Annotated in this window: 24 protein-coding genes; 12 read left to right on the top strand and 12 right to left on the bottom strand. The window is 60.6% G+C overall.

Annotated features, from left to right (window positions below):
* Window positions 1–3: 3 nt before the first annotated feature.
* The gene (locus NW806_RS04555) at window positions 4–951 is read left to right on the top strand and encodes a sugar phosphate nucleotidyltransferase (protein ID WP_414410187.1); all 948 of its coding nucleotides are present in this window, start codon (window positions 4–6) and stop codon (window positions 949–951) included.
* Between the two features lie 67 nt (window positions 952–1,018).
* Window positions 1,019–2,149 carry a citrate synthase gene (locus NW806_RS04550; RefSeq protein WP_414396075.1) on the top strand — a complete coding sequence of 377 codons (1,131 nt, stop codon included), beginning with the start codon at window positions 1,019–1,021 and terminating at the stop codon, window positions 2,147–2,149.
* A 225-nt stretch (window positions 2,150–2,374) separates the two neighbouring features.
* Here the strand turns inward: NW806_RS04550 and NW806_RS04545 are convergent, their stop codons facing one another.
* The 3 genes from NW806_RS04545 to NW806_RS04535 form a co-directional block, all read right to left on the bottom strand.
* Window positions 2,375–3,352, bottom strand: a complete 978-nt coding sequence (locus NW806_RS04545) for a protochlorophyllide reductase (protein WP_414410186.1) — start codon at window positions 3,350–3,352, stop codon at window positions 2,375–2,377.
* A gap of 535 nt (window positions 3,353–3,887) precedes the next feature.
* Complete coding sequence (locus NW806_RS04540; protein ID WP_414410185.1) at window positions 3,888–5,177, bottom strand: recombinase family protein; 1,290 nt, start codon at window positions 5,175–5,177, stop codon at window positions 3,888–3,890.
* A gap of 104 nt (window positions 5,178–5,281) precedes the next feature.
* A complete protein-coding gene (locus NW806_RS04535) occupies window positions 5,282–6,262 on the bottom strand; it encodes a 30S ribosomal protein S1 (RefSeq protein WP_414396080.1) in 981 nt (326 codons plus the stop codon).
* 210 nt (window positions 6,263–6,472) lie between these two features.
* Between NW806_RS04535 and obgE the strand changes: the two genes are divergently transcribed.
* From obgE to NW806_RS04515, 4 genes are all read left to right on the top strand, one after another.
* The gene (gene obgE / locus NW806_RS04530) at window positions 6,473–7,612 is read left to right on the top strand and encodes a GTPase ObgE (protein WP_414410251.1); all 1,140 of its coding nucleotides are present in this window, start codon (window positions 6,473–6,475) and stop codon (window positions 7,610–7,612) included.
* Complete coding sequence (locus NW806_RS04525) at window positions 7,566–7,922, top strand: hypothetical protein (protein WP_414410184.1); 357 nt, start codon at window positions 7,566–7,568, stop codon at window positions 7,920–7,922. Before obgE ends, NW806_RS04525 begins: the two co-directional genes overlap by 47 nt.
* 9 nt (window positions 7,923–7,931) lie before the next feature.
* Window positions 7,932–8,627: an L-threonylcarbamoyladenylate synthase gene (locus tag NW806_RS04520; RefSeq protein WP_414396083.1), complete on the top strand. Its 696-nt coding sequence runs from the start codon at window positions 7,932–7,934 to the stop codon at window positions 8,625–8,627.
* Between the two features lie 69 nt (window positions 8,628–8,696).
* Window positions 8,697–9,314, top strand: coding sequence for a PAP/fibrillin family protein (locus tag NW806_RS04515; protein ID WP_414410183.1), 618 nt, complete (start codon window positions 8,697–8,699; stop codon window positions 9,312–9,314).
* 22 nt (window positions 9,315–9,336) lie between these two features.
* Here NW806_RS04515 and NW806_RS04510 read toward each other — a convergent pair whose 3' ends face one another.
* The 6 genes from NW806_RS04510 to trpC form a co-directional block, all read right to left on the bottom strand.
* Entirely contained in the window at window positions 9,337–9,966 is a 630-nt protein-coding gene (locus NW806_RS04510; protein WP_414410182.1) for a hypothetical protein, read from the bottom strand.
* Window positions 9,967–10,042: 76 nt separating this feature from the next.
* The gene (locus NW806_RS04505; protein WP_414410181.1) at window positions 10,043–11,098 is read right to left on the bottom strand and encodes a sirohydrochlorin chelatase; all 1,056 of its coding nucleotides are present in this window, start codon (window positions 11,096–11,098) and stop codon (window positions 10,043–10,045) included.
* A gap of 195 nt (window positions 11,099–11,293) precedes the next feature.
* The gene (locus NW806_RS04500; protein WP_414410180.1) at window positions 11,294–13,582 is read right to left on the bottom strand and encodes a heavy metal translocating P-type ATPase; all 2,289 of its coding nucleotides are present in this window, start codon (window positions 13,580–13,582) and stop codon (window positions 11,294–11,296) included.
* Between the two features lie 90 nt (window positions 13,583–13,672).
* On the bottom strand, window positions 13,673–13,867 hold the full coding sequence (locus NW806_RS04495; RefSeq protein ID WP_414396091.1) for a copper chaperone: 195 nt from the start codon (window positions 13,865–13,867) through the stop codon (window positions 13,673–13,675).
* 58 nt (window positions 13,868–13,925) lie between these two features.
* Window positions 13,926–14,165, bottom strand: a complete 240-nt coding sequence (locus NW806_RS04490; RefSeq protein WP_414396092.1) for a DUF5340 domain-containing protein — start codon at window positions 14,163–14,165, stop codon at window positions 13,926–13,928.
* A gap of 39 nt (window positions 14,166–14,204) precedes the next feature.
* Complete coding sequence (trpC, locus tag NW806_RS04485) at window positions 14,205–15,122, bottom strand: indole-3-glycerol phosphate synthase TrpC (protein ID WP_414396094.1); 918 nt, start codon at window positions 15,120–15,122, stop codon at window positions 14,205–14,207.
* A gap of 229 nt (window positions 15,123–15,351) precedes the next feature.
* Between trpC and hmpF the strand changes: the two genes are divergently transcribed.
* Together hmpF and lysS are read left to right on the top strand one after the other, a co-directional pair.
* Window positions 15,352–17,061, top strand: coding sequence for a pilus motility taxis protein HmpF (hmpF, locus tag NW806_RS04480; protein WP_414410179.1), 1,710 nt, complete (start codon window positions 15,352–15,354; stop codon window positions 17,059–17,061).
* A 97-nt stretch (window positions 17,062–17,158) separates the two neighbouring features.
* A complete protein-coding gene (gene lysS / locus NW806_RS04475; protein WP_414410178.1) occupies window positions 17,159–18,697 on the top strand; it encodes a lysine--tRNA ligase in 1,539 nt (512 codons plus the stop codon).
* Window positions 18,698–18,723: 26 nt separating this feature from the next.
* Here the strand turns inward: lysS and groL are convergent, their stop codons facing one another.
* Together groL and NW806_RS04465 are read right to left on the bottom strand one after the other, a co-directional pair.
* Window positions 18,724–20,346, bottom strand: a complete 1,623-nt coding sequence (groL, locus tag NW806_RS04470) for a chaperonin GroEL (RefSeq protein WP_414410177.1) — start codon at window positions 20,344–20,346, stop codon at window positions 18,724–18,726.
* 214 nt (window positions 20,347–20,560) lie between these two features.
* On the bottom strand, window positions 20,561–20,896 hold the full coding sequence (locus NW806_RS04465) for a 30S ribosomal protein PSRP-3 (protein WP_414410176.1): 336 nt from the start codon (window positions 20,894–20,896) through the stop codon (window positions 20,561–20,563).
* A 326-nt stretch (window positions 20,897–21,222) separates the two neighbouring features.
* Here NW806_RS04465 and cutA point away from each other — a divergent pair, with 326 nt between their 5' ends.
* Complete coding sequence (cutA, locus tag NW806_RS04460) at window positions 21,223–21,558, top strand: divalent-cation tolerance protein CutA (protein WP_414410175.1); 336 nt, start codon at window positions 21,223–21,225, stop codon at window positions 21,556–21,558.
* Between the two features lie 22 nt (window positions 21,559–21,580).
* The gene (gene coaD, locus NW806_RS04455; RefSeq protein WP_414390724.1) at window positions 21,581–22,060 is read left to right on the top strand and encodes a pantetheine-phosphate adenylyltransferase; all 480 of its coding nucleotides are present in this window, start codon (window positions 21,581–21,583) and stop codon (window positions 22,058–22,060) included.
* 16 nt (window positions 22,061–22,076) lie between these two features.
* Here coaD and psbQ read toward each other — a convergent pair whose 3' ends face one another.
* The gene (gene psbQ, locus NW806_RS04450) at window positions 22,077–22,475 is read right to left on the bottom strand and encodes a photosystem II protein PsbQ (protein ID WP_414410174.1); all 399 of its coding nucleotides are present in this window, start codon (window positions 22,473–22,475) and stop codon (window positions 22,077–22,079) included.
* A gap of 161 nt (window positions 22,476–22,636) precedes the next feature.
* On the opposite strand from psbQ, the gene NW806_RS04445 reads away from it, so the two are divergent.
* Complete coding sequence (locus NW806_RS04445) at window positions 22,637–23,815, top strand: TRC40/GET3/ArsA family transport-energizing ATPase (RefSeq protein ID WP_414396102.1); 1,179 nt, start codon at window positions 22,637–22,639, stop codon at window positions 23,813–23,815.
* Window positions 23,816–23,855: 40 nt separating this feature from the next.
* Window positions 23,856–25,211, top strand: coding sequence for an FADH(2)-oxidizing methylenetetrahydrofolate--tRNA-(uracil(54)-C(5))-methyltransferase TrmFO (trmFO, locus tag NW806_RS04440; RefSeq protein WP_414410173.1), 1,356 nt, complete (start codon window positions 23,856–23,858; stop codon window positions 25,209–25,211).
* Window positions 25,212–25,348 lie beyond the last annotated feature (137 nt).

Below are 25,348 nucleotides of genomic sequence, written 5' to 3'. Positions count from 1 at the left end.
GCTATGCAGGCGGTAATTCTGGCAGGGGGGCAGGGAACTCGCTTACGACCTTTGACCCTATGGCAGCCAAAGCCGTTGCTGCCCCTGTTGGAGGTACCTTTTTTGCACTGGCTCATTGGCCGCTGCCGTCGAGCTGGCTTGACGGACATCCTGTTGAGCGTTGGGTACTTGGGCAGGCAGATCGAGGCTGCCCTAGGAGATGGCGCTGCCTGGGGGGTAAAGCTTCGCTACATCGTCGAGGAAACACCGCTGGATACGGCAGGGGCTTTGGTGTTGGCCCAGCCCTATTTCAGCGGGGATCCCTTGGTGGTCTTCAACGCCGATATCCTCACCGATTTGGATCTGGCGGCATTGATGCGCTGCCATTTGCAGAGCGGGGCTGTTGCCACCCTTACCCTTGCCCGCGTTGAGGACATCACCGCCTACGGCCTGGTGGAAGTGGGGGAAGGCGGCCGGATCCAATCCTTTCGGGAAAAGCCCACCCCTGCCGAAGCCCTCACCCTGACCACCAACACCATCAATGCCGGCACCTATGTCCTCGATCCAGCCATTTTCAAGGACTACCCCAGCGGGGATCCCCTTAGCTTTGAGCGGCGCGTCTTCCCCGACCTGCTCCAGCAAGGGCAGCGGCTGCAAGCCTACCTGCACACGGGCTACTGGCGGGATCTGGGCACGCCGGCCAGCTACTACCAGGGTCAACTGGATATTCTCCTAGGCCGGATGAGGGATTTTCCGCTCGAGGATGTGGAAGAACGGGCGCCCGGGATCTGGGTTCACAAGACGGCTGAGGTCCACCCTGCTGCCCAACTGCATGCCCCTTGCTACATCGGCGCCTATACCCGCCTAGGGCCCCAAGCCCAGATCCCTGCTGGCACTATCCTGGGCAGCTACAGTTGGGTCAATGGCCCCCTGCAGCCAGGGGCTTACGGGCCAGGCCTCCTCGTGGTTTAATGTAGCGGATAGCAAGCAAAGTAGCGCCCTTGTTCTCTCGTTTTGGGGAGCACATAGGCATCCAGCTATGGCGGAATACAGGCCTGGGCTAGAGGGCGTTCCGGCCACGCGATCCAACATTAGCTTTGTCGACGGCCAGGCAGGGATCCTGGAATACCGCGGCATCCCCATTGAGGAGCTGGCGGCCCACAGTACCTTTCTGGAGACAGCTTACTTGCTGATTTTTGGCAAGCTGCCCACCCAGTCGGAGCTGGACAACTTTGATCAGGCTGTCCGCAGCCATCGGCGGGTCAAGTACCGTATCCGCGACATGATTAAGTCGTTTCCCGACTCTGGCCACCCGATGGATGCCCTACAGACCTGTGTCGCCAGCCTGGGCATGTTCTACCCGGTGCAGGAGGCAGATCCCGACTACGTCTTTGTCACGGTTACCCGCCTGCTGGCCAAGCTGCCGACGATGGTGGCCATGTTTCACCAGATGCGGCAGGGCAACGATCCCATTCCCCCTGACGACAGCCTGGATCATGCCGCCAATTTCCTCTACATGCTCTCGGGCAAAAAGCCAGATCCCTGGCTAGCTCGCGTTTTCGATACCTGTCTCATCCTGCACGCCGAGCACACGGTTAACGCTTCAACCTTTGCCCTTTTGGTGAGCGCCTCGACCCTGGCTAGCCCCTACAGCAGCCTGGCCACAGCGGTGGGCACCCTTTCGGGGTTGCTGCACGGCGGGGCCAACCAAGAGGTGATGAAGCTGTTGCGGCAGATTGGCTCAGTGGAGAACGTCCGCCCGTTTATTGAAGAAAAGCTGGCTAGAAAAGAGCGGATTATGGGCATGGGGCACCGCGTCTACAAAGTGAAGGATCCGCGGGCCATCATCCTGCAAAAGCTTGCCGAGGAGCTGTTCGAGCGCCACGGCCACGACAAGTACTACGACATTGCCCTGGAGGTAGAGCGGGTGTGTGCAGAGCTGCTGGGACCCAAGGGCATCTACCCTAATGTGGACTTCTACTCAGGCTTGGTCTACGCCAAGTTGGGGATCCCAGAGGATTTGTTTACTCCGGTGTTTGCCATTGCTCGGGTAGCGGGTTGGCTGGCCCATTGGCGGGAGCAGTTGGCGGATAATCGCCTCTTTCGCCCCACCCAGGTCTACACCGGCAAGCGCCAGCAGCGCTACATCCCCATTTCGGAGCGGAGCTAAGGTTAACCCCGTTGGACAGGGTGCGAAGATCCCCTGGCTTGCGTCGGGCTGGCTTTGGCCAAGATCCCTTGCCCCTACGGGACCCGAGGTCCTCCAGATCCACCTTGAGGATCCAAGGGCATAGGTGCCAAGCCCAACAATGGTGCTGGGGTTGCGATCCCCAAAAGTTGGGGGTATAGACTACGCAACCAATTGGCGAGCAGTGGTTCCTAGAAACTGGCAAAGCTAGAGGGCCGCCAACTGGACCACGCCCACCAGTTTCTCGCTCAGCTCCCAGAGCAACTTGGCTTTGGCCTCATCCTTGGCTTCGTCAGAAACCTCCTGGTTAAAGGGCCTGGCATTCTTCCGTTGCCGGTTGCCCCAGCTCCAGTAGAATCCCGACTGGCGAAATTCGGGATCGGCCACCACCTGCGCCACCCGCTCGCCGGCCAGCTCCTGGGAGACATAGCCACCGGTGATGTATTTTTGAAACCAGGGGAAAAGCTTTTGGAACAAGGGATAGTGATGGCGGAAGAGGCCGCTTTCCGCCACACAGCCGGGGTAAAGGGAGAGAAAGGTGATGCCGGTGCTCTCGTGGAAGCGGCGGTGCAGCTCCCGCATGGTGATGATGTTGCAAACTTTGCTGTCTTTGTAGGCCTTGACGGGATCGAACTTGCCGCCGTCGGCCATGCTGATGGGTTCCTTAAAGCCCTGGGCAAAGCCCCGCAGATCTCCCAGGTGAGGTTGGGGTGGGATCTTGCCTCCCAGCTCTTTGGGGTTGTGGGTAACCGTTCCTAAGATTACCAGCCGCCGATCCGGGTAGGGGGAGCGCTTGAGATCCTCCAGCATCAAGTGGCAGAGGAGGAAATGTCCTAGGTGGTTGGTGGCCATGGTTAGCTCATAGCCCTCGGGGCTGCGCAGGGGCTGCTTGAGCAGGGGCATGTAGATGGCGGCGTTGCACACCAGGGCATCCAGAGAACGGCCCGACTGACGGAACTGCTCGACAAACTGCCGAACACTGGCCAGGCTGGCCAGATCAATTGGCATCAGGCTGTAGCTCCCCTCTGGGATCCCCACCTGCTGGGCCATCCGCCGGCCCTTGTCCAGATCCCGACAGGCCATGACCACGTGCCAGCCCCGCTTGGCCAAAGCCAAGGAGGCATACAGGCCAACGCCTGAGGAAGCACCAGTAATCACGACGGTGGGTTGCATTTGCCCTTCCATATCCACCTCCTAGACTGTTTCCTGGGGGGGGATCCCCCAGATCCCTGCAGGATCCATCTTGGAGTGGAAAGGGGTCTAGACAAGGAATTGATAAGGTTTGCGACGCTTTTCCGGGCCATTCCCTTCATTTTTAGATACAAGCTCGGCCTTGCCGGCTCAGGTAGATCTAGGTGGGCAAAGCCGCACCGCTGTTGCGAACGAGGACTAAAGAAGGCCGCTAGGGCTTCCCAGCACAATGGGCAACCTCGCCAACGCACCTTCTGCCTTGACGTGGGTTAGCTAAGCTAGTAAGCGAGCAGGTACGTTTCTTCGGGTAGGCATTTCGCCTAGGCTAAAGTTGGCTCCGCCTTTGGCCTGCGTGCTCGCTCAAGAGCAAGGAGCAACTACCGTCAGCTCGACGGGAAGTGACGCCTGTGGAGATCCCTCTAGTGGGGTAGCGGAGGTGAACTCTGCTGCTAGCTATGGGTCGTGGAAGCAGGAAGAAAGCCTCAACCTGGAGCACAAGTCCGCTTTTGTCCGGGGTTGTAGAAGTCTTTCAGAGCGGATCAAAGGCAAAGGTAATCTGCACAGCCCCCGTGGAATCCACCTCAACCTTGCGCAGGACTTCCCGCAGGTAGGCGCGGCGCTCGCTTTCGCTGAGATCCTGCCAGAAGGGCGGGAGGGAGAGGGTTTGGACGGTCTGGGTGAGGTTGGCAGGGGGGAGCTGCTCTAGCTTTTGGGCCAAGCGGGCTGTCTCTGCTCGCAGCTGGTAGCAGCGCTGGGCTAGCGAGGGCTCGTCCAGCAGGCCGGCTTGTCGCAGCTCTTCCAGTTGCCGCAGCCGCTCGGCGTTGGCCTGGAGTTGGGCCTGGAGCTGTTGGCGAGTTTGGGCTAGAGCCTGCCGATTCAGCGTCTGGAGCCGTTGGGGCAACTGCTCACAGACCTGTCGAATCACCTCCTGCAGGACTTCAGCGTAGCGGAGGCTATAGCGGCAGGTTTGGCAGCGCAGGTAGAGGTAAGAAGAGCCGTTCCTTTTGCCCTTGCTGGGGGTTGTTTGCACAATGCGTAGCAGGCTGCCACAGGCCCGGCAGTGGACGAGTCCGGCCAAGGCGCGGGAGGCGCTGGCGCTGCGGCGCGGGATCCCTTGGTTGCGTTTCAGCCAGCGATCGATCTGGGCGGCTTCGGTGCGGCTGAGGAGAGCTGGGTGAGTATCGCGCAGAACAGTACCGTCGGCGTAGGCCAGATCCCCCCGGTAGACCGGGTTGAGCAGCCAGTTGCGCCCGGTGGCTACTGAGATGCGCTTGTGGTGTCTCTCGGCAATGAAGCGCACCGCCTGGCGCAGAGATCCGTAGAGGAGAAAGTGCCGGAAAAAATCCTGAACAATGGGGGCCTGGCGGCAATCGGGGATATAGCGACCCCCTTCGCGGCGGTAGCCAAAGGGAGGCGGCCCGGGGGGAGGCTTGCCTGCCAGACGGCTTTGAGCCTGGCTTTGACGGCGACGGCGGCTTTGCAGGTGATGGGGAACCTCGGCCAGCAGCGGGATCCACTCGCCAGCAGTGCTAGGGGTTTGTAGGCCATCTGCCCTGACCAGGCTAAGGCGGACCCCAGCCTGTTGGATTTGCAGCAGCCGCCCGTGCACCTCATCCAGCTGATCTCCCAAATCCGCCAGGCGCACCAGCAGCACCTGATGCACCGAGCCACTGGCCACGCCCTGCAGCAGCTCCTCCAGGTAGGTACGGGATCCCCAGTCGTGCCAGAGAGGATCAGCCCCGTGGGCTTTTAGCCAAGCCAGCTCCTCTTCTGGCCAAGGAGCATAGGCCGGCGTGTAGAGGTAGCCGCAGACGCCCATGGACAAATCTCCTGCCACCGCCGCTGCCCTCCTGCTCGGCTGCCCCCCTACGATCCCAGGTGAAGGCCGCGACGGCCAGACCAGCGCGCCTCAGGCCGCCTGCCCTATTCCGCTGCTGTTGCCGCATATTCCAGCTCTTCTTCTGCCACCCTCAAGGGTGCCTCCTCAACCTGTTCCGCCTGTCCTTGCTTGGCAGCCCGCAGTTGCTCGCGGTACTTGGCTGCCATTTCCTCGGCTTTCTCGTAAACCAGCTTGGGATCCCGCAGCATATCGCCGGGATTGGGCTCCAGCTGCTTAGTTGATAGCGAGATCCGGCCCCGCTCCGCGTCTAGGTCGATGATCATCACCTTCACTTCGTCGTTGACGTTAAAGACGCTGTGGGGTGTGTCGACGTGCTCGTGGGAGATCTCGGAAATGTGCAGCAAGCCGGAAACGCCGCCAATGTCAATGAAAGCACCGTAGGGCTTGATGCCGCGCACCGTGCCAACCACCACCTCGCCCACCTCTAGCTTGTTCATCTTCCGCTCCACTAAAGCCCGGCGATGGCTCAACACCAAGCGGTTGCGGTCTTCGTCCACCTCGAGAAACTTCAAGGGCAGCTCCTCGCCCACTAGCTCTTCCTTGGGCTTGCGGGTGCTGATGTGGGAGCCGGGGATAAAACCGCGCAGCCCCTCGATGCGCACCAGGGCGCCCCCGCGGTTGGTGGCAAAAATGGTGGCCCGCACCGTGGCATCCTCTTTTTGGAGCTGGCGCACCCGTTCCCACGCCCGCATGTACTCAATGCGGCGGATGGAGAGGGTCAGCTGCCCCTCCTCGTTCTCTTCAGTGAGGATGAAGAACTCGCGCGTCTCTCCGGGCTGGAGTACCTCGTGGGGATCTTCCACCCGGCTGATAGACATCTCCTGCAGCGGCAAGAAGGCAGCGGTTTTGGCCCCAATGTCGATTAACGCGCCGCCCGGTTCCACCGAAAATACTGTGCCGGTTACAATTTCGCCGGGGCTGAAGCGATAGTCGTACTTGTCTAGGAGAGCGGCAAAGTCCTCGGTGGTAAAACCTACGTCGGCAGCAGCGGTAACTCGAGTCATAGGGGCTTACTAGCAGAGCAGTTGCGCAAGTTCAAACCACAGCCAGACCTAGACTAGGAGAAGGCATGGGCATGCCTCCACCTTCACACCCAAAAGGGTAGGTCTTGGAAACACTATCCTAGCTTAAAAAAGAAGCTCTTGTAGCAAATTTCCTCGCCCTCCTGCCAAGCTAGTAAGAAAGTGGCCCAGGGAGCGTTGGGAGAAAGGCAGTTGCATTTCATTGACCAGGTGGAGATTGAGGTGCAGGGGGGAAATGGGGGGGATGGCATTGTGGCCTTCCGCCGCGAGAAGTACGTGCCTGCCGGCGGACCCTCGGGCGGCAATGGGGGGCGGGGCGGCTCGGTGATCCTAGTGGCAGATCCGGGGCTGCAGACTTTGCTGGACTTTCGCTTCCAGCCGGTCATCAAAGCCGAAAACGGCTCCAAAGGAGGACCCAACCAGCGCACGGGGGCCAGCGGGGCAGATCGGCTGGTGCGGGTGCCCTGTGGCACGATGGTGTTCAACGCAGAAACGGGCGAGCTCCTTGGAGATCTGGTGCAGCCAGGGGATCAGCTGCTGGTGGCCCGGGGCGGCAAAGGGGGCTTGGGCAACGCCCACTTCTTGAGCAACCACGATCGCGCCCCCCGCCGTTTTACTAGGGGCCAGCCGGGGGAGCGGGTGCGGCTGCGCCTGGAGCTGAAGCTCATTGCTGAAGTGGGGATCGTCGGCCTGCCTAACGCCGGCAAGTCAACCTTGATTTCCGTGATCTCCTCCGCCCGGCCTAAGATTGCCGATTACCCCTTCACCACGCTACAGCCCAATTTGGGGGTGGTGCCCCATCCCTCGGGCGATGGGGTGGTGTTTGCCGATATTCCCGGTCTCATTGAGGGAGCCCACCGAGGGGTGGGACTGGGGCATGACTTTTTGCGCCATGTGGAGCGCACGCGGCTGCTGATTCATTTGGTGGACGGCACGGTGGCCGATCCTGTCAGGGCTTACCAAGTTGTGCAGCAGGAGTTGCGCGCCTACGGCCACGGGCTCATCGACAAGCCGCAGATTGTGGTTTTAAACAAAATCGACGCCCTCGAGCTGCAGGAGGTTGTCGAGCGAACCCAGCGGCTTGCAACCGCCGTCGGCGCTCCAGTCTTGGCCATCTCGGCAGTGGCCAGGCAGGGTTTGGATGCTCTCCTGCAGCAAGTGTGGCAGAGTCTGGGCCGGGATCCAGAGCCCCCTCGACCTGGGGGCAAGATCCAGCTAGCGGCGCCTCAAGAGAAGCCTAGAATAGGAGTGCCCCCGCTTCCCCCAAGCCCAGAGATGAGTGGCTATGTACGTCCCCGAGGAGGATCTGCCACCCGACTTGCGCCAGATTAAGCGGGCCGTTGAGCAGGCGACGCAGGCAAGGGCAGGATCCTGTCTGGAGCTGGCAATGCTGCTGCGCCTGTTGGAGGATCTGCACCGCACCATTTTGGAGGGAGCCTTCCAAGAAGCTTTGCCCAACACCCGGCAAGAGCTCTATCAAGTGCTTCAAGAACTAGAGGAGGCAGGTGACTGGCCCTACCTGCCGCGTTTGCACATCCAGGCGCTGATGCAGCAGCTCAAAGACTGGCCGCAGAGCTCCCTGTCGGTGCCGCCCACCCCTCGTCCTGTGGTGGAGGTCTCGGAAAGCCGTTCTGAGTCTTGACGTTTTCTGATGGCCGAATACTTCAAGCTCCATCCCCAACACCCCCAGCCCCGCTCCATCCAGCGCATTGCAGCCGCGCTCCGCGAGGGGGCGGTCATGCTTTATCCCACCGACACGGTCTATGCCATCGGCTGCGATGTCACTCACAAGCAGGCAGTGGAGCGGGTGCGGCACATCAAGCGGCTTTCTAACGACAAGCCTCTTACCTTTCTGTGCCCTTCGCTTTCCCAGATTGCTCAGTATGCCCAGGTGAGCGATCCCGCCTATCGGCTGATGCGGCGGCTGATCCCTGGCCCGTTTACGTTTTTGTTGCCAGCCACCAAGCTGGTGCCTCGGTTGGTGATGGATCCCAAGCGAAAGACCACTGGCATCCGCGTGCCCGATTCGGCCATCTGTCAGGCGCTGTTGGCCGAGTTGGGTAACCCCATCGTCTCCACCTCGGCCAAGCTGGGCAGGGATCCCATCGGCTCGTTGGAGGTGGGCTTTGATCCGGCAGCGGATTGGGAGGAAGGGGGAATCTTTACCGCCGAGGAAATGCGCCAGTTGGAGAAGCAAGTGGATCTGATAGTGGATGACGAGGCTCCCTATCGGGCCCAGGTCTCGACCGTCATCGATCTCACAGGGCCGGAGCCGCTGCTGGTGCGGGCCGGGCTGGGCTACAAGCAGGTGGCGGATCTGCAGTGGGCAAAAGAGCCGGGCAATTGAGGCACAGACCCTGGGTTTTCCGCCTAGCTGCTTGCTCCTAGAATAGGGTCGTCCTGCCGGTATGGTCCCATGCCTGAAACCTTAGCTGAAAAAAAGTCGGCGCTGTTGCAGCTTTTGGAGACGACCGACCGGGGCCGCAGGGTTTCCCCTAGCCAAAAAAACCAGATTCTGGCTCACATTGCCGCCCTAGAAGTCCTCAACCCTACCCCTAACCCCCTAGCAGCTCCTGAACGGTTGGAGGGGACTTGGCTGAACCTGTTCACCACTAGCGCCGCTTTGTTGCGGCTGGCCCCTTTGCCCCTTTTGACCACCGGCGAGATCTATCAGTGCATTCGAGCCCAAAAGAGCCAAGTCTTTAACGTGGCCGAAATCCAGGGATCCGGCTGGCTGCCGCGGGGGATCTTGGCGGTGGCAGCCCGCTTCTATCCGGCATCGGAACGGCGGGTCAAGGTGCTGTTCGAGCGGCTGCTTGTGGGACTCCAGGCGTTGATGAGCTACGAGATCGAGAGTTTTCTCTATCTGCTCGAACGGGATCCCAACCGGATCCCGGCTATCAAGATTGACCTGGGTTGTCGCAAGCCAACGGGCTGGCTGGATATCACCTATTTGGACGAGGATCTGCGGATTGGCCGTGGCAGCCAAGGGAGTCTCTTCGTGCTCAGGCGGGTGGGCGAAGGCAGTAGCTAGCTGGAGACGCACTACCCCACGGCTAAAGCCGGGGGTCTTCACCTCGCGTTTTCTCGATGAGAGCGAAGCTGATCTCACAGAGGGTCTCCAGGGCCCGGTAGGACGCTTGCAACGCCTGCAACTTCTCTTGGGACTGTTCCAGTTGCCGGGCCCATTCCTCTTGTTGAGAGTGCAGCTTTTGGTTTTCCCATTTGGTGCACTGTAGAAGGCGCTCGAGTTGCTGCTGCCGCTGCTGGAGCTGGGCTTGCTCTGCTTTTGCCTGCTGTAGTTGGATCCCTTGGCGTTCCAATTCTGCCTCCAGGGCAGCAACTTGGGATTGCAGCTGGCGCAGCGCTTGCTCTGGGCTAGGCTTGGGTCGTAGTCGCGGCTGGCCGCCGTGATCGGCAGGATCAAACGGAGATAGAGCTTCTAGCAGCGCTTCTCGGAAGCTGCCCCAAGAGGTCGACTGCAACGCCAGCCGGGCCAGCCACCAAACCCCATAGGCAGCCCCCAGCCCAGCCGCTAGGCCAGGAATCCCAGCCAAGGAGAGGGAAATCTTGGGCAGAGTCGGCAGGATCTGATCCAGCAGAGCCACCACCCCGGCGAAGACGAGGAGCCCGCTCCCTGCAGCAGCAGCACCGGAGATCCAAAAGGAGCGGACAAGCCTCGTCATCGGGTAGGCCAAGAAACCAAAGCCCTAAGGGGCCCACACAACGCCTGCCACCCCCCAGTTTATCCCGTCGCTCTTGCTAGGGCACCTGCCAAGCTCGTTGGTGATAGCTCTCCAAGGAGGCCCAGGGATCCGCTGCCCCTGCGGGGGCATGGTGGTGTTCAGAGTGATGGTGGTGAGGACCGTGCCCATGGGAGTGATGGTCGTGTCCATGCCCATGAGAGTGATGGTCATGGTCGTGGGGATGAGGATGGGAATGTCCTGCTCCCAGCTCTGCGCTCACCGCCAGGCGAAACTTGCAGAGGTGGCAGTTCACTGGAGTTTGGCCCTGGAGAGCCTCCTGCTCCAGTTGCTGCAGGGTGTGCAGCACCGTATCCACTATGCCCAATTCTGGCAGCATCAGCCAGTCAATCTCGGGGTGGCAGCGCCGCTGCTCCTGCACTGCCGCCTCGATTCTTTTCACCAGTACCCCTGTAAAGAGAAAATAGGGCAACACGAGAACCCGGCGCGGCTGCCAAGAGAGGGCTCGCTGCAACCCCACGGGCAGGCGCGGATGGGTAATGCCGATAAAGCAAGTCTCCACGGCCGCAAACCCCGACCCTTCCCAGAGCAGCCGAGCCAGCTTGCAGGCTTCGGCGTTGGCTTCGGGATCACTGGAGCCGCGGCCGACAAAGAGCAGCACCGTCTCCGCTTCCGGGATCCGCTGCGGCTGGGCGGCCAGCAAAGTGGCCATTCGCTCCCGCAGCATTTGCAAGATCTCAACGCGGATCCCCAGCGGCGCGCCGTAGTGGACGCGCAACTGCGGGTGGAGGGCCTGGAGGCGATCCAGCTCCGTGGTCACGTCGAACTTGTTGTGGCGCGCCCCAAACAGCAATAGCGGCAGAGCCACGATCTCCTGCCACCCCTGGGCCAAGCAGTGTTCCACCCCTTGGGCAATGGTCGGCTGGGCCAGCTCCAGAAAGCAAGGGATCACCGGCCGATGGGGGGTGAGAGCTTGGTAGGTCTGGGCCAGCTCCAGGAAGGCTTGCTGTCCCTCCGGGTCACGGGATCCGTGGCCGATGAGCAACAAGGGCAAGGACGCAGAAGGGGACTGCCCAACGGTAGGGGAAGGAGAAAAACTGAGGGTATTCAACACGAAAACTCCGTTCCTTGGGAATTGCAAAGGTCCAGGAAAAAGCAGGTGGGTGTTTTCGCTGAGGGAGCGGATTGGCGCCGCACTTTCCCCAGCCTGCCTGGGCCTTTTAGGCTAGCCTGCCGCTAGTTGTTCACCAAGGCCCCCCAGGGGGATTGCCGCCTCCGGGGAGATAATTCCAGATCCTTGTCTTGATCCCTAACTCCCTCCTCTCCGAGCAAGAGGGACTGGGGGTGAGGGCTGAAAGTGCCGCAGGCGCAGGGCATTGGCCACCACCGAGACAGAGCTGAAGGCCATGGCTGCCCCCGCCAACATGGGGTTGAGCAGCCAGCCGGTGAAGGGATAGAGCGCCCCGGCAGCAATGGGGATCCCCAGGACGTTGTAGATAAAAGCAAAGAAGAGGTTTTGGCGAATGTTGGCAAGGGTAGCCCGGCTAAGTTGGATGGCGGCAGCCACACCCCGCAAATCGCCCGATACCAGGGTAATGTCGCCGGTGGCCATGGCCACGTCCGTGCCCGTCCCCATGGCAATCCCCACATCGGCCTCAGCCAGGGCCGGCGCATCGTTAAGGCCGTCTCCCACCATCACCACCCGCCCCTGAGGCCGCCTAAGCTGGCGAATCAAGGCTGCCTTCTGCTCAGGACGGACTTGGGCAATGACTCGCCGGATCCCGACCTGCCGGGCAATGGCTTGGGCAGTGGTGGGGTTGTCGCCAGTCAGCATAACCACCTCCAGCCCCATCTGGTGCAGCTGCTGCACAGCTTCAGCGGAAGTGGGCTTTAGCGGATCGGCAATGGCCAGCAGTCCCAGAAAACTCTCCCCTTGAGCCACGCCAATGACCGTTTTGCCCTCGTTCTCCCAAGCTTGAGCCCGCTCCTTGCTGGCGGGATGGCAAGGGATCCCCATCGCCTGCAGCCAGCTCAGCCGACCAACACGCACCGGCTGTCCCTCTACCCAGGCTTCTATCCCCTCGCCTACTCTTGCCTGGAAGTGCTGGGCTGGCGGGAGCGCGATCCCTTCTGCTTCAGCTTTTTGCACCACTGCCCGGGCTAGCGGATGTTCTGAGTACTGTTCTGCCGCAGCCGCTAGACGCAACAGCCCTAGGGGAGAGGAGGCTGGAGTCCAGATATCGGTAACAGCGGGACGGCCAGCGGTGAGAGTGCCGGTTTTGTCCAAGACCACGGTGGCAAGGCGATGGGCCAAAACCTCCAAGCTCTCAGGCCGCTTCACCAGGATCCCCAGCTCTGCTCCTCGCCCTGTGGCCACCTGGATCGAGGTGGGGGTGGCCAAACCCAAGGCACAAGGGCAGGCAATGACCAGCACCCCAACGGCATTGACCAAAGCCAACGTTGGCTTGCCCGCCAGTCCCCACCAGAGCCCAAACGTTACCGCCGCCACTCCAATGACCGCCGGCACAAACCACGAGGTCACTCGATCTGCCACCTGCTGAATGGGAGCTTTGGATCCCTGAGCTTCCTGCACCAGGCGCACGATCTGGGCCAAAAGCGTATCTTTGCCTACCCGCTGGGCCTTCATGACAAAGCTGCCGGTCTGGTTGAGAGTGGCCGCGATAACCTCATCCCCCACCGATTTGACGACAGGCAGGCTTTCCCCGGTTACCATCGACTCATCTATCGCCGAGGAACCTTCCAGGATTACACCGTCCACCGGCACCTTCTCGCCGGGGCGCACGCGGATGCAATCTCCTACTTGCACCTCCCCAATTGGGATCTCCTGTTCCACTCCCTGGCGAATTACCCTTGCGGTTTTGGGCTGCAGCCCCATCAGCTTGTGGATGGCCTCGGAGGTTTGGGCTTTGGCCCGCTGCTCCATCCACTTGCCCACCAGCACCAGCGTGACGACCACGGCCGCTACTTCGTAGTACACCTCGGGGTGCAGCCCTTGCCGGTGGAAGAAGTCGGGAAAGAGGGTGGCAAAAAGGGAATGGAAGAAGGCGGCACTGGTTCCCAAGGCCACCAGGGTGTTCATATCGGCCGTTCGCCGCCGCCAAGCCGCCCAGGCCCCGCGATAAAACGGCTGGCCCACCCAAAACTGCACCGGTATTGTCAGCAGCAACTGCAGCCACGGATCCTGTAGGGGCAAGCCGGGGATCTCCCTCCCCAGCATCATCGGCAACGATCCCACTAGCAGCGCCGTGCTGATGCCTATTCCTATTGCCGCCCGTTGGGCAATCCGCTCGGGATCCGTCGGCTCCAGCGGTTGCCAATCGTCTTGGATGAGGTGGGCCCGATACCCCGCCTGCTCCACCGCCTGGATCAAGGCTTGGGGGCTCACCAGCCGGGGATCCCCTTGAACAATCGCCTGTTCGCTGGCAAAGTTCACCGTTTGCGCCGTCACCCCTGGCACCTGGCCCAGCGCCCGTTCAATGCCGGCAGCGCAGGAGGCACAGCTCATACCCTGGATGGCCAAGCGCCAAGTGCCGGCAGCAGATGGGGCAGAGGGGTTGGGGGTACTAGAACCAGACATGGCTGCCCTCCGAGTAAAAGCAACGCCAAAGCCTCCTTCCTCCCAACAATGAGGAAAACCCCAGCCGGGAGCTTTGTCCTGCCGACGTCGCTACGCCGGCGGATAGCCCACTTGGGCAAGAACCTGCCGCCAGTCCGTGTCTGTCTGCGCGGAGAGAATCCGCACCTGCTTAGTCTTGGGATCCGCTTCCACTTGGGCCTGGGGATCCCGTTGCCGCACCGCCTGGGCAATGGTCTCCACACAAGCCGAGCAGGCCAGCTTGGGCACCGTCAAAACAACCTGCATCCTGAAAAGCCTCTACACCTCCATAGCTCGATGCTAAGCCTTGCAGGGGGCTAGAAGGTCAAGGGGAGGGAGGCGGATCGTCCAGGTTCCAGCGGTAGTCCACTTGGTAGCCCCGCTGGCGCCACTCTTCTTCCAGTTGCAACTGTTGGGTGAGGGCCTTGCGCAAAGAGGTGATCAGCTCCTGCGTGCGGCCGCGGTTGCCAAAATCCTGTTCCTCGACCGCCGGAAACGTCTGCCGCTCCAAAACCCGCAGCAGAAACTCATAGTGGATGTGGGCTGGCACCGGAATCCGTTTCATCGATCTAGAAGGGATCCATCTTGGTGGCTGGCGAAAAGTTTACGGGGACAACAGGGAGCGCACCCCTTGGCCAGGATCTGGCTGCGTGACCAGGGCTTCCCCCACCAGCACGGCGCGCACCCCCCAGGCTTGCAACTGCTGCAGATCGGCGAAGGTGTGGATGCCAGACTCGCTGACCACCGGCAGATCCCCCAGGCGATCCCGGTAGGCGGCTAGGAGGTTGCGTGTCGTCCTTAAGTCGACTGTAAAGGTTCTCAAGTCGCGATTGTTGATTCCAATCAACACCCGCCCCTTGGCCTGTTGCAGTTGCGGCAAGGCTAAGACTCGCTCCAGCTCCTGAGCGGTATGCACCTCCAGCAAAGCCGCCATGCCCAACCGCTGAACGAGCTTGAGGAAGTAGCCCAAGTCGGCATCCGAGAGAATGGCGGCAATCAGCAGCACCGCATCCGCTCCTAGGCTGCGGGCCCAGAGGATTTGGTAGGGGTAGAGGATGAACTCCTTGCAGAGGATGGGGATCCCTACTGCCTGGCGGATCTGGCGCAGGTACTCGCCGCTGCCCTGAAAAAACCGCTCATCTGTAAGCACCGATAGGCAACTGGCCCCCCCTGCTTCATAGCTGCGGGCAATGGCCACTGGGTCAAAGGGATCCCGGAGGATGCCGCGGCTAGGAGAGGCCCTTTTCACCTCAGCAATGAGAGAGACGGGGTGGGGGGATTGGGTGAGAGCGGCCACGAAATCCCGCACGGGGGGAGCCTGCTCCAGTTGCCGTTGCAATTCCTTGAGAGGAAGCTGCTCCCGCTGGCGCTCCACCTCCTGCTCTTTGTGCCAGACAATGGCTTCCAAAATGTGGCGCGGCTCAGCCTCGGGCGCTGCTATCTGGTAGACCTGCGAGGCGACCACTACTGCTGGGGCAGGGGAACGCCGACGAATAGCAAGCGGTTCACTCTGCAGCTCCATATCGCCCCTGACCAGAACCTTATCACCTCACCCTAGATCACTCTAGGGCTAAGCGGCCAGTTTGAATAGCTACTCCAGGTTTCCCCAAGCAGCCTCTGGCAAAGGCGTTTTTTTTACCCTATCGTTGAGGTTGGGATCAGCAACTGAGATGGCGGGTTAACCTGCAAGTTGAGCGGCGGCCCTAAAGCAGGATTGAGGTTATTGCTGTCCATATTTGAGGGGGTTAGGCGTGCTGTACCTAGCAGAGCTCTCCAAGCCACTTGGATTTGCCAAGTCGTCTCTGCAACTACTAGCTAAGCAACAGCAGGACAACACCTGGGTGGCCGTCAACGAAGAATCCATCACCCTGGATGGCCGCATTGCTCAAGAAGCCGGGCGCTTCAAGGATGGGGCGCTGGTGCTAGCAGAGGTCTCTGGCAACCGTCAGGTAACTCGCATCAGCGAAGCTGCTCGCCAAGTGGTAACCTACCTGCAAAGTTTCAGCCAACTTCAGCAAAAAGTCCGCAGCCAAGAGGAAGAGATCGAGAATTGGCGCAAGTCCCTCACCTTTCAGGCCCAAGAGCTCACCCGCCGCGAGATGGAGCTGGCTGCCCAAGAAGAGGAGGTGCAGCGGCTGTACGAGCAATACAAAGCGGTCGAGGAGGAGCGCAAACTTCTGGAGAGTCTCAAAGAGGAGCTGACCAACCAGCAAGCCTATCTGGCTGAGCAACAGCGCCTGATTGGAGAGCAGCGAGAAGCTCTCAACCGACAGCGGCAGGAACTGGAAGCTCGCTCCAGCCGCCTTAGAGAAGCTGAAGCAGCCCAGCTCCGGGCTTTGTTGCAAGAAGTTCAGGAACATTTAAGTTTCCCTACGGCGCCCCTGGATCTTCTGCAAAGTTTAAAAGGCCAGGTTCAGCAGCAGCAGGAGCACTTCCACCACCAGATGGCCCAACTGGAGCAGGAGCGACAGCAAGCCCAACTTTGCCAGGAGGAGCTGGAGCGGGACTACCAAGCCTGGCGGGAGCGCCGCGCTGCCTGGTGGGGATCCCGCCATGCCCTCGAGCAAAGCCAGGCTAGCTGGCAGGTTCAGCAGCGATCCCTGCAGCTTTACCAAGAGCAACTGCAGAGGATCCTCCAGCAGTTGCACTCTCAGGAGAGCCTCCAGCAAAAAGCCTACCGTTTGGTTCAGGAGTACGACTTCATCGTTGACGGTAGCCGCAACGGAGGGGAGGAGGTGGCGGTCTCAGTGGAGGAGCTGGCGGCTTTGGTTAGCCAAATGCGCCGGGACTACGAGCAGCGGGCGGCCCAGGTTAGCCAGCAGCGGGCTGAGCTGGAGCAGAACCGGCAAACCTTACAGGGGTTACAAGCGCGGCTGGCCACCGCCTCTCCCGAGGAACGGTTTGACCTCGAAATGGAGATCGACTACGCCCAGGCTGCCTGTAGCGCCCTAGAAGAAGCTCTGCTGCCCCAAGAGAAAAACCTGCAGCGGGAGTACGAGGAACTAGCCCGCCACGAGGCTCGCCTCAAGCAGCTACAGAATCAGGCTGCCGCTCCGGTTCGAGTGGATATTGGCTCCCTCCTGGGACAGATGGCCGAGCAAAAGCAGGAGCTGCTCCAGGAAAAAGACCGCCTGCAAACGCTTGTCCACCAACTGGAAGCTTCCCTCTCAGCTCAACAGGAGCAACTGAACCGCCAACAGCAGGACCTGGAGCAGGAGTGGCAACACCTAGAGCAAGAGGAGGAGGCCCTGCGGGCCCGTGCCCAGGCAATGGCCGAAACCTGGGGGCGCCTCAACCAACTGCAAGCTGCGCTTGCTGCTGAGCAAGAGCGCTGGGCAGAGTGGGCAGGGTATCTGGGGCAGTTGGAGGCGGAGCTGAGTCGGTACCAAGAAGGGAGCTCCAGCGCCTGGGCTCACCTCCAGCAGGTGCAGGCCCTCTTGGCTGGCCTTGCCCAGGGATAAGCCTTAAGCCTGTCCTAGAGCCTAAGCGCCTTCTAGGGAGCGCAGGGGCAAAGCCGGGATCCTCTTCCTCGCTTGTTGGTTTCAGCAGTTTTTACTTATGTCCACCCCTTCCACTAGCAGCGAAGCCGCTCAACGGGCTGCCCGCCTAGAAAAGGTCCGCCACCTGCAGGAGCAAGGGATCCTGCCCTATGCCTATTCTTTTCCCGTTACCCACCTAGCTGCCGAGTTGCAGGCGCAATTTGCTGACCTGGAGCCTGGCGGGGAGCGGGAGGATGTCCAGGTGGCCGTGGCTGGGCGAATCCGAGCGCGGCGAGTGATGGGTAAACTCGCTTTCTTGACTCTGCAAGATCGCTCTGGCACCATCCAGCTTTACCTGGAGAAGCAGCGGCTAACAGAGCGCATGGGGGAGGTGGCTTTCAAGAACCTAGACAAGCTCATCGACGTGGGCGACTGGCTGGGGGCCAGGGGCTGCCTCAAGCGCACCGAAAAAGGGGAGCTGTCGGTGTGGGTGGACGAATACCAGATCCTGACCAAGGCCCTGCTGCCTCTGCCTGACAAGTGGCACGGCCTGCGGGATGTGGAAAAACGCTACCGCCAGCGCTACGTCGATCTCATTGTCAACCCCGAGGTCAAACAGACCCTGCTCGACCGCGCCAAGATCATCCGCTCCCTGCGGCAGACCCTGGAAGAGCGAGGCTTTGTGGAAATTGAAACGCCGGTGTTGCAGGTTATCCCCGGGGGGGCAGAGGCGCGGCCTTTTGTAACCCACCACAACGCCCTGAATCTAGATCTCTACCTCCGTATTGCCACCGAGCTGCACCTGAAGCGGCTAGTGGTGGGCGGGATCGAGCGGGTTTACGAAATTGGGCGGGTCTTTCGCAATGAGGGGATCTCCACCCGCCACAACCCGGAATTTACCTCCCTGGAGGCCTACCAAGCCTTTGCCGACTACCACACGATGATGGAGCTCACCGAAACCTTGGTGTGCAACGCCGCCCTGGCTGTGCGGGGATCCCTGCAGCTTACCTACCAAGGGGAAGCCATCGACCTCACCCCCCCCTGGCGACGGGTGACGATGCAAGAGCTGGTGGAAGAGGCCACTGGCATCTTCATCGATGTAGAAAAAGAGTGCTCTGAGGAGCTCTTGCCCGCCTTGGCCGCGCAAGGGATCCCCAATCTCTCACCCCAGGACTCTCCTGGCCAGTTGCTGGTCAAGGCCTTTGAGCACTGCTGTGAAAGCCGCCTGCGCCAACCCACCTTTGTCCTGGACTATCCCCTGGAGGTATGTCCGCTCACCAAGCCTCACCGCAGCAAGGCGGGGCTGGCCGAGCGCTTTGAGCTGTTCATTGTTGGGCGGGAGACCGCCAACGCCTACTCGGAGCTCACCGATCCGGTGGATCAGCGGCGGCGGCTGGAGGCCCAGGCAGCCCTAAAGGCAGCCGGCAAGGAAGAAGCCCACTTTCTTGACGAAGACTTCCTCACGGCCCTGGAATATGGCCTTCCTCCCACGGGCGGTCTTGGCCTAGGCATTGACCGCCTGGTGATGCTGCTGTGCGATGCTCCCAGCATTCGGGATGTCATCGCCTTTCCCCTGCTGCGGCCCGAAAGCTCTGCCCAAGAAAAAGCCCCCGAATAGGGGCCTAGGCTTGCAGAGAAGAGGCTTTACATCATTCCTGGCTTACTCGAGCGGCCTTTGGCCGGCTTGGGCTCTGGCTTCTCGACGACCACGGCCTCCGTGGTGAGGTACATGGCGGCAATGGAAGCCGCATTTTGCAGGGCCAAGCGCACCACCTTGGCCGGGTCTACAATCCCGCGGGCAAACATGTCCACATACTCGGCGGTCAGGGCGTCGAGGCCGTAGGGCATCTCTTGCTCCAGAACTTTTTCCACCACTATTGATCCCTCCAGCCCCGCATTGTGGGCAATCTGATAGAGCGGCGCCCGCACGGCCTGGTAGACAATGTCTGCCCCCACCTGCTCTTCGGCATTCAACTTGGCCTTAAAGTCTGGGATCCCCTTGGAAAGGTGGAGCAGTGTCACCCCCCCGCCAGGGACGATCCCTTCCTCCACGGCTGCTCGCGTGGCGTTGAGAGCATCTTCAATGCGCAGCTTGCGGTCTTTGAGCTCGGTCTCGGTGGCAGCTCCCACCTTGATGACCGCCACTCCGCCAACCAGCTTGGCAATTCGCTCCTGCAACTTCTCGCGGTCGTACTCAGAATCGGTGGTCTCCAGCTGCTTGCGGAGCTGAGCTACCCGCTTCTCTACGGCTGCCTTAGTACTGCCATCGGTAACAATGGTGGTCTTGTCGCGGGTAACCGTGATCTTGCGGGCCGACCCCAGCATGTCCAGGGTGACATTCTCCATCTTGACGCCAATTTCCTCCGAGATGAGCCGGCCCCCGGTGAGGATGGCAATGTCCTCCAGCATGGCCTTGCGCCGCTCCCCAAAGGAGGGAGCCTTCACCGCCACCGCATTCAACACTCCCCGCAGCTTGTTGACCACTAGGGTAGCCAGGGCTTCTCCCTCCACATCTTCGGCAATCACCAGTAGGGGCCGCCCCTCCCGAGCCAGCCGCTCCAGCAGAGGCACCAGCTCCTGCACGTTGGAGAGCTTGTTGCTCGTGATGAGCAGATAGGCGTTTTCGTATTCCGCTACCATCCGCTCGGTATCGGTGATGAAGTAGGGAGAGATGTAGCCGCGGTCAAACTGCATTCCCTCCACTACTTCCAACTGGGTTTCCATCGACTTGGACTCTTCGACCGTGATCACCCCCTCTCGCCCCACCGCATCCATGGCCTTGGCGATCATCTCGCCTACCTCGCTGTCGTTACCGGCAGAGATAGTGGCCACCTCGGTGATGGTCTTGCGATCCTCCACCCGTTTGGCCTGGGCGGCAATCTTCTCCACCAGGTAGGCGGTGGTCTTTTCAATGCCGCGCCGCAGGGCTACAGGGTTAGCTCCTGCCGCAACGTGCTTTAGCCCCTCCTGGATCATGCTCTGGGCCAAGATGGTGGCTGTACTGGTGCCATCCCCGGCCGCGTCGTTGGTTTTGCTGGCCACCTCCCGCATCAACTGGGCACCGGCATTTTTCAAGGGATTGGCCAACTCAATTTCTTTAGCAATTGTTACTCCGTCGTTAACAATCTGAGGAGCGCCAAATTTCTTCTCTAGAACCACATTGCGCCCCTTGGGGCCAATCGTAACCTTGACTGTGTTTGCTACTTGATTGATGCCCTCTTCTAGAGCCTTGCGGGCCTCTTCCTTAAACAAAATCTGCTTTGCCATAGAATCCCTGATCCTCGCTATCTCGACTAGCAACTAGGCCACTTGTTCTAAGTGCTACCGGGCAGAGCGGGATCCTGCGAGGTCGACAGCGATCCCTTCCCTTGGCTAGGTCAAGAGTTAGCACTCTGGAACCTCGAGTGCTAATCTAGCCCAAAGGCGGCAGCCTCAGCAAGATGGCCTGGATGCAGAGATAGCAGGCGGAAGCAAGGAACACTCACGAACTGTCGCTGATGAGGATGTCAGGAAACTGGGCTTGGGCTTCGCTAATGGGGCGGTCGCGCCCACCATTTTGCCAGTAGTTGATGAGCTCAGTGGCTTGGTTGAGCAAGTTGATGCGATCTTCCTCACTAATCCAGCTTTTGCTTTCCAGTTCAGCCTTAAGCTGTTCCCAAGCATCATCTCGGGGCCAGAAGAAGTAGCGGGTGAGAGGACTGCGGTTTTTGGCCACTACTTGATCCACTGCAATGGCCAAATCGTTTTGCAGCCACAAGGCTTTTAGGGCAAATTTCGGCAAGGCTTGTTTCTCCTTAGATGAAACGACAAGATACAAGCCCGACCTGAGCCGGGCAAAGTTCTATTGTAAACTACCCGCCCTCATGCCAGGGTAGAACACTTCGTCTCCCTAGGGGTAGCCCTGACGGACCTCTAGGCTGGTTCACCCAAAAGCTGCCAAAGTCTGCACCCCCCTGCCAGCCTCGCCTTGGATTGCGCTCAGGACTTTATTGCCGCCTTGCGGCTCCGACGGCAGCAGTTCCTATCTACTAGTAAGGTAGTGCCCCTGCAGATTTGCTGCCGACGGGCTGGCCTAGCCCTGCTCTTTTTCTTGCGGAGCCTGAAGGGTAGGATGGGGGAGAGGAATGCCTACAGCCAGCTTTAATGGACGACAAGACCGCCCTAGAAACCCTCTCCGTAGTCCTGACCACCGTGGGCTCCGAAGCCGACGCCCATCGCCTGGCCCACACCCTAGTGGCCGAGCGCTACGTGGCCTGCGCCCAGGTGCTGCCCCCAATTACCTCCTACTATCGCTGGCAGGGATCCCTGCAGACAGAGAAAGAATACTTGCTGCTGCTTAAGTTGCCCAGCAGGGCTTATCCCCGCCTGGAACAGCGGCTGCGGGAGCTCCACCCCTACCAGGAGCCGGAGATCCTGGCTCTGCCGGCTGCTCAGGTAAGCGCTACCTATCTGGCGTGGGCCCGAGAGCAGGTAGGCTAAGAAGAGCGGTACCCTCTCTAGCATGATTGCCCTCTACCCCGGCAGCTTCGACCCCATCACCTTTGGGCACCTCGACATCATCGAGCGGGCCAGCCGCTTGTTTTCCAAAGTCATCGTTGCAGTCCTGAAAAACCCCAACAAAACGCCTCTGTTTACTCCTGAGCAGCGGCAAGCCCAGATCCTCCTCTCTGTTGCCCACCTAAAAAACGTTGAGGTCGACACCTTTTCCGGCCTGACGGTGGCCTACGCCCGCCAGCGAGGGGCAAAAGTCATTGTGCGCGGCTTGCGGGTGCTATCTGACTTTGATGTCGAGCTGCAGATGGCCCACACCAACAAGCTCCTGGCTCCTGAGTTGGAAACCCTTTTCCTTGCTACTGCTAGCGAGCACAGCTTTGTCAGTAGCAGCTTAGTTAAGGAAGTGGCCAAGCTGGGCGGCCCCATTGACCACCTGGTACCCCCGCCGGTGGCTCAAGATCTGCGGGAGCGTTTCCCCTTAACTTGATCCGCTCTGTCCCCAACTACGAAAACAGGGCCTTGAGCTCTTGCAACGTCTTTCTCACCTTGGCCTGGGCAGCTTCCACCTCTGGTTGGTCGTAGGCTTTGGCGGCAAAGTCCAGTTCTTCCAAGCTGCGGCCCATTTCCTTGGCCAAGCGCAGCATCTCCCGCTTTTGCTGCTGGGGCAAGGTGTTTGCCAGGCTGGTTAGGGTCTTGCGGGTCAGGCCCATCGGCCCGTGAATGAAGGAGCGGATCTCCAGCCAATCCTCAGCGTCCACCAGGCTCTGCAGCCGCTCTACGTGTTGCTCTAGCTGCTGTAGCTCTCGGGGCAAGGCGGCAGCCGCCTGGACAGGAAGGGATCCCAGCCACAGGCCCAACGTTAGGATGGCAAGTAGCAGCAAACTGCGCCAGCGACGCATCATCCTCCACCTCCCACCTGTCTTCACCGGCTTGACTCTTGGCCATTACTTTCTCAGCAACCATATAGTGTACCTGTTGACTGCCCTCCAGCCCTTGGCTGCTCGGAGGAGAAAAGAGCAAATCGGTTAGCCTAGAACTGTAAAAGAATGTAAACGGCGCTCCCATGCAACGCATCATCCTCATGACTGGCAAGGGAGGGGTCGGCAAGACCTCGATGGCAGCGGCGACCGGCTGGCGTTGTGCCGAGCTTGGCCTAAAAACCCTGGTGCTGAGCACCGATCCGGCCCACTCCCTGGCCGACAGTTTCGACCAACCCTTGGGCCACGAGCCGGTGGAGGTCAAACCCAACCTCTGGGGAGCGGAGCTGGATGCCCTGCAGGAGCTGGAACTGAACTGGGGATCCGTCAAGGCCTACATCACGCAGGTGTTGCAGGCCCGCGGGCTGGACGGCGTGCAGGCGCAGGAGCTGGCGGTGCTGCCGGGGATGGACGAGATCTTTGCCCTGGTGCGGGTCAACCGCCACTACGACGAAGGCAAGTTCGATGTGCTCATCATCGACTCAGCCCCTACTGGCACGGCTTTGCGCCTCCTCAGCTTGCCCGATGTTTCCGGCTGGTACATGCGCAAGTTCTACAAACCTTTACAGGGGCTGGCGCGGGTGCTGCGCCCTATTGCCGAGCCGATTGTTAAAGGGCTAACCGGGATCCCCCTGCCAGATGACCAGGTGCTAGATGCCCCCTACGAGTTCTACCAGAAGATCGAGCGGCTAGAGCGCATCCTTACCGACAACCGCATCACCTCAGTGCGCCTGGTCACCAACCCCGAAAAGATGGTGATCAAGGAGTCCCTGCGGGCGCATGCCTACCTCAGCCTCTACGGCGTCGCCACCGATTTGGTGATCGCCAACCGCATTTTGCCAGAAGGGGTGGTGGATCCCTACTTTGCCGCCTGGAAGGCTGCCCAGCAGAAGTATCGCCAGCAGATCCACGAGGACTTTGCTCCTCTACCGGTGGTGGAGATCCCGCTTTACCCCGAGGAGCTGGTGGGGTGGGACGCCCTGGCCCGCCTGAAAAAGGATCTCTGGGGAGACCGCAACCCGGCGGAGGTGTTCTACGCTGAGCAGACAATGCAGGTGGTTACCGACAACGGCCAGTACCGCCTAGACCTCTACTTGCCCGGGATCCCCAAAGAGCAGGTGGAGCTGAGCAAAACTGGCGACGAGCTCAACATCCGCATTGGCAACCACCGCCGCAACCTGGTGTTGCCCCAGGCTCTAGCGGCCATGAAGCCGGCACGAGCCAAAATGGAAGAGGACTACCTGCGCATTCACTTTGCCGCCTGAGGGAGCTGCTAGCGGGGAATACCTATCTCTGGAGGCTGTGATGCACCATCCCGCGCATCCATCGCCAACCGTGGCCCCCATCCATGTGGTGGGCGGGGGGCTGGCAGGGACAGAAGCCGCCTGGCAAATCGCCCAACTGGGGGTGCCCGTCATCCTCTCGGAGATGCGCCCTGTGCGGCAAAGCCCGGCCCACCATACGGATCTACTGGGAGAGCTGGTGTGCAGCAATTCCTTCGGGGCCATAGCCAGCGATCGAGCGGCAGGGCTGCTTAAGGAAGAGCTGCGCCAACTGGGATCTCTGGTGATCGCCACCGCGGATCGCCACGCTGTGCCGGCAGGGGGGGCCCTAGCTGTGGATCGGGCTCGCTTTAGCCAGGCCCTGACAGAAGCCATTGCCAACCATCCTCTCATTACCCTGCGCCGGGAGGAGGTGACCGAGATCCCAGAAGGGATAGCTGTCCTCTGCACCGGCCCCCTAACCAGCGAGCCCCTAGCCAAGGCGCTGCAAGCCTTCACCGGCCTGGAATACCTGAGCTTTTTTGACGCTTCCAGCCCCATTGTTACCGGGGATTCCCTCAACCGCGCAGTAGTGTTTCAGGCTTCTCGCTACGACAAAGGAGAGGCGGCCTACCTCAACTGCCCTATGACAGAGGCGGAGTACGAGCGCTTCTGGCAGGCGCTGGTGGAGGCAGAACAGGTGCCCCTTAAGGATTTTGAAAAAGAGGAGCGCAAGTTTTTCGAGGGCTGCCTGCCCATTGAAGAAATGGCCCGCCGCGGCAAAGACACCCTCCGCTTTGGGCCCTTGAAGCCGGTGGGGCTGGTGGATCCCCGCACGGGATCCCGGCCCTATGCGGTGGTGCAGCTACGCCAGGAGGACAGAGCGGGCAAGCTGTGGAACCTGGTGGGCTTTCAGACCAATTTGAAGTGGGGAGAACAGCAGCGGGTCTTTCGCCTCATCCCCGGCCTGGAAGCAGCGGAGTTTGTCCGCTTTGGCGTGATGCACCGCAACACCTTTTTGAACTCGCCACAGCTTTTGCTGCCTACGTTGCAATTTCGCCGCCGTCCGACCCTGTTGGCTGCCGGCCAGTTGGTGGGCACTGAAGGCTACGCCTGCGCCGTGGCGGGGGGGTGGCTGGCCGGACAGAACGCCGCCCGCCTGGCTCTGGGGCTGCCTTTGATCACGTTGCCGCCGGAGACGATGATGGGATCCCTGTTTCAGTTCATCAGCAGCGCCGATCCCAAGTACTTCCAGCCCATGCCAGCCAATTTTGGCCTCTTGCCGGAGCTGGAGGGGCAAAAGGTTCGCAGCAAACAAGAGCGCTATGGCCGTTACCGGGATCGCGCCTTGGCTGCTTTGGCGGCAACGGGGCTGGCGCGCCAGGCGCAAACTGCCTGAGTTCCTTACCCTCCAAGCGCAAACGGCTGGCTAGCCTGGATTGACATACTCCCCGCCCTAAAGGGCATTCGCGACAGCGGGCCGTAGGCCGGGGATTCTCGTTCTTGGTTCCACGAGCGCACTTACCATGTCAGGTT

This window comes from Synechococcus sp. W65.1 (genome assembly GCF_047461615.1).
Classification (GTDB): Bacteria; Cyanobacteriota; Cyanobacteriia; order Thermostichales; family Thermostichaceae; genus Thermostichus.
The sequence above is the reverse complement of the archived record's forward strand: the minus strand, read 5'-3'. Positions and strand labels throughout refer to the sequence as shown.

Bases quoted from the DNA above. Each gene is read 5' to 3' on its own strand.
- NW806_RS04555 (WP_414410187.1), top strand. From the start codon at position 4: ATGCAGGCGGTAATTCTGGCAGGGGGGCAGGGAACTCGCTTACGACCT.
- NW806_RS04550 (WP_414396075.1), top strand. From the start codon at position 1,019: ATGGCGGAATACAGGCCTGGGCTAGAGGGCGTTCCGGCCACGCGATCC.
- NW806_RS04545 (WP_414410186.1), bottom strand. From the start codon at position 3,352: ATGGAAGGGCAAATGCAACCCACCGTCGTGATTACTGGTGCTTCCTCA.
- NW806_RS04540 (WP_414410185.1), bottom strand. From the start codon at position 5,177: ATGGGCGTCTGCGGCTACCTCTACACGCCGGCCTATGCTCCTTGGCCA.
- NW806_RS04535 (WP_414396080.1), bottom strand. From the start codon at position 6,262: ATGACTCGAGTTACCGCTGCTGCCGACGTAGGTTTTACCACCGAGGAC.
- NW806_RS04525 (WP_414410184.1), top strand. From the start codon at position 7,566: ATGTACGTCCCCGAGGAGGATCTGCCACCCGACTTGCGCCAGATTAAG.
- NW806_RS04520 (WP_414396083.1), top strand. From the start codon at position 7,932: ATGGCCGAATACTTCAAGCTCCATCCCCAACACCCCCAGCCCCGCTCC.
- NW806_RS04515 (WP_414410183.1), top strand. From the start codon at position 8,697: ATGCCTGAAACCTTAGCTGAAAAAAAGTCGGCGCTGTTGCAGCTTTTG.
- NW806_RS04510 (WP_414410182.1), bottom strand. From the start codon at position 9,966: ATGACGAGGCTTGTCCGCTCCTTTTGGATCTCCGGTGCTGCTGCTGCA.
- NW806_RS04500 (WP_414410180.1), bottom strand. From the start codon at position 13,582: ATGTCTGGTTCTAGTACCCCCAACCCCTCTGCCCCATCTGCTGCCGGC.
- NW806_RS04495 (WP_414396091.1), bottom strand. From the start codon at position 13,867: ATGCAGGTTGTTTTGACGGTGCCCAAGCTGGCCTGCTCGGCTTGTGTG.
- NW806_RS04490 (WP_414396092.1), bottom strand. From the start codon at position 14,165: ATGAAACGGATTCCGGTGCCAGCCCACATCCACTATGAGTTTCTGCTG.
- trpC (WP_414396094.1), bottom strand. From the start codon at position 15,122: ATGGAGCTGCAGAGTGAACCGCTTGCTATTCGTCGGCGTTCCCCTGCC.
- lysS (WP_414410178.1), top strand. From the start codon at position 17,159: ATGTCCACCCCTTCCACTAGCAGCGAAGCCGCTCAACGGGCTGCCCGC.
- groL (WP_414410177.1), bottom strand. From the start codon at position 20,346: ATGGCAAAGCAGATTTTGTTTAAGGAAGAGGCCCGCAAGGCTCTAGAA.
- cutA (WP_414410175.1), top strand. From the start codon at position 21,223: ATGGACGACAAGACCGCCCTAGAAACCCTCTCCGTAGTCCTGACCACC.
- coaD (WP_414390724.1), top strand. From the start codon at position 21,581: ATGATTGCCCTCTACCCCGGCAGCTTCGACCCCATCACCTTTGGGCAC.
- psbQ (WP_414410174.1), bottom strand. From the start codon at position 22,475: ATGATGCGTCGCTGGCGCAGTTTGCTGCTACTTGCCATCCTAACGTTG.
- NW806_RS04445 (WP_414396102.1), top strand. From the start codon at position 22,637: ATGCAACGCATCATCCTCATGACTGGCAAGGGAGGGGTCGGCAAGACC.
- trmFO (WP_414410173.1), top strand. From the start codon at position 23,856: ATGCACCATCCCGCGCATCCATCGCCAACCGTGGCCCCCATCCATGTG.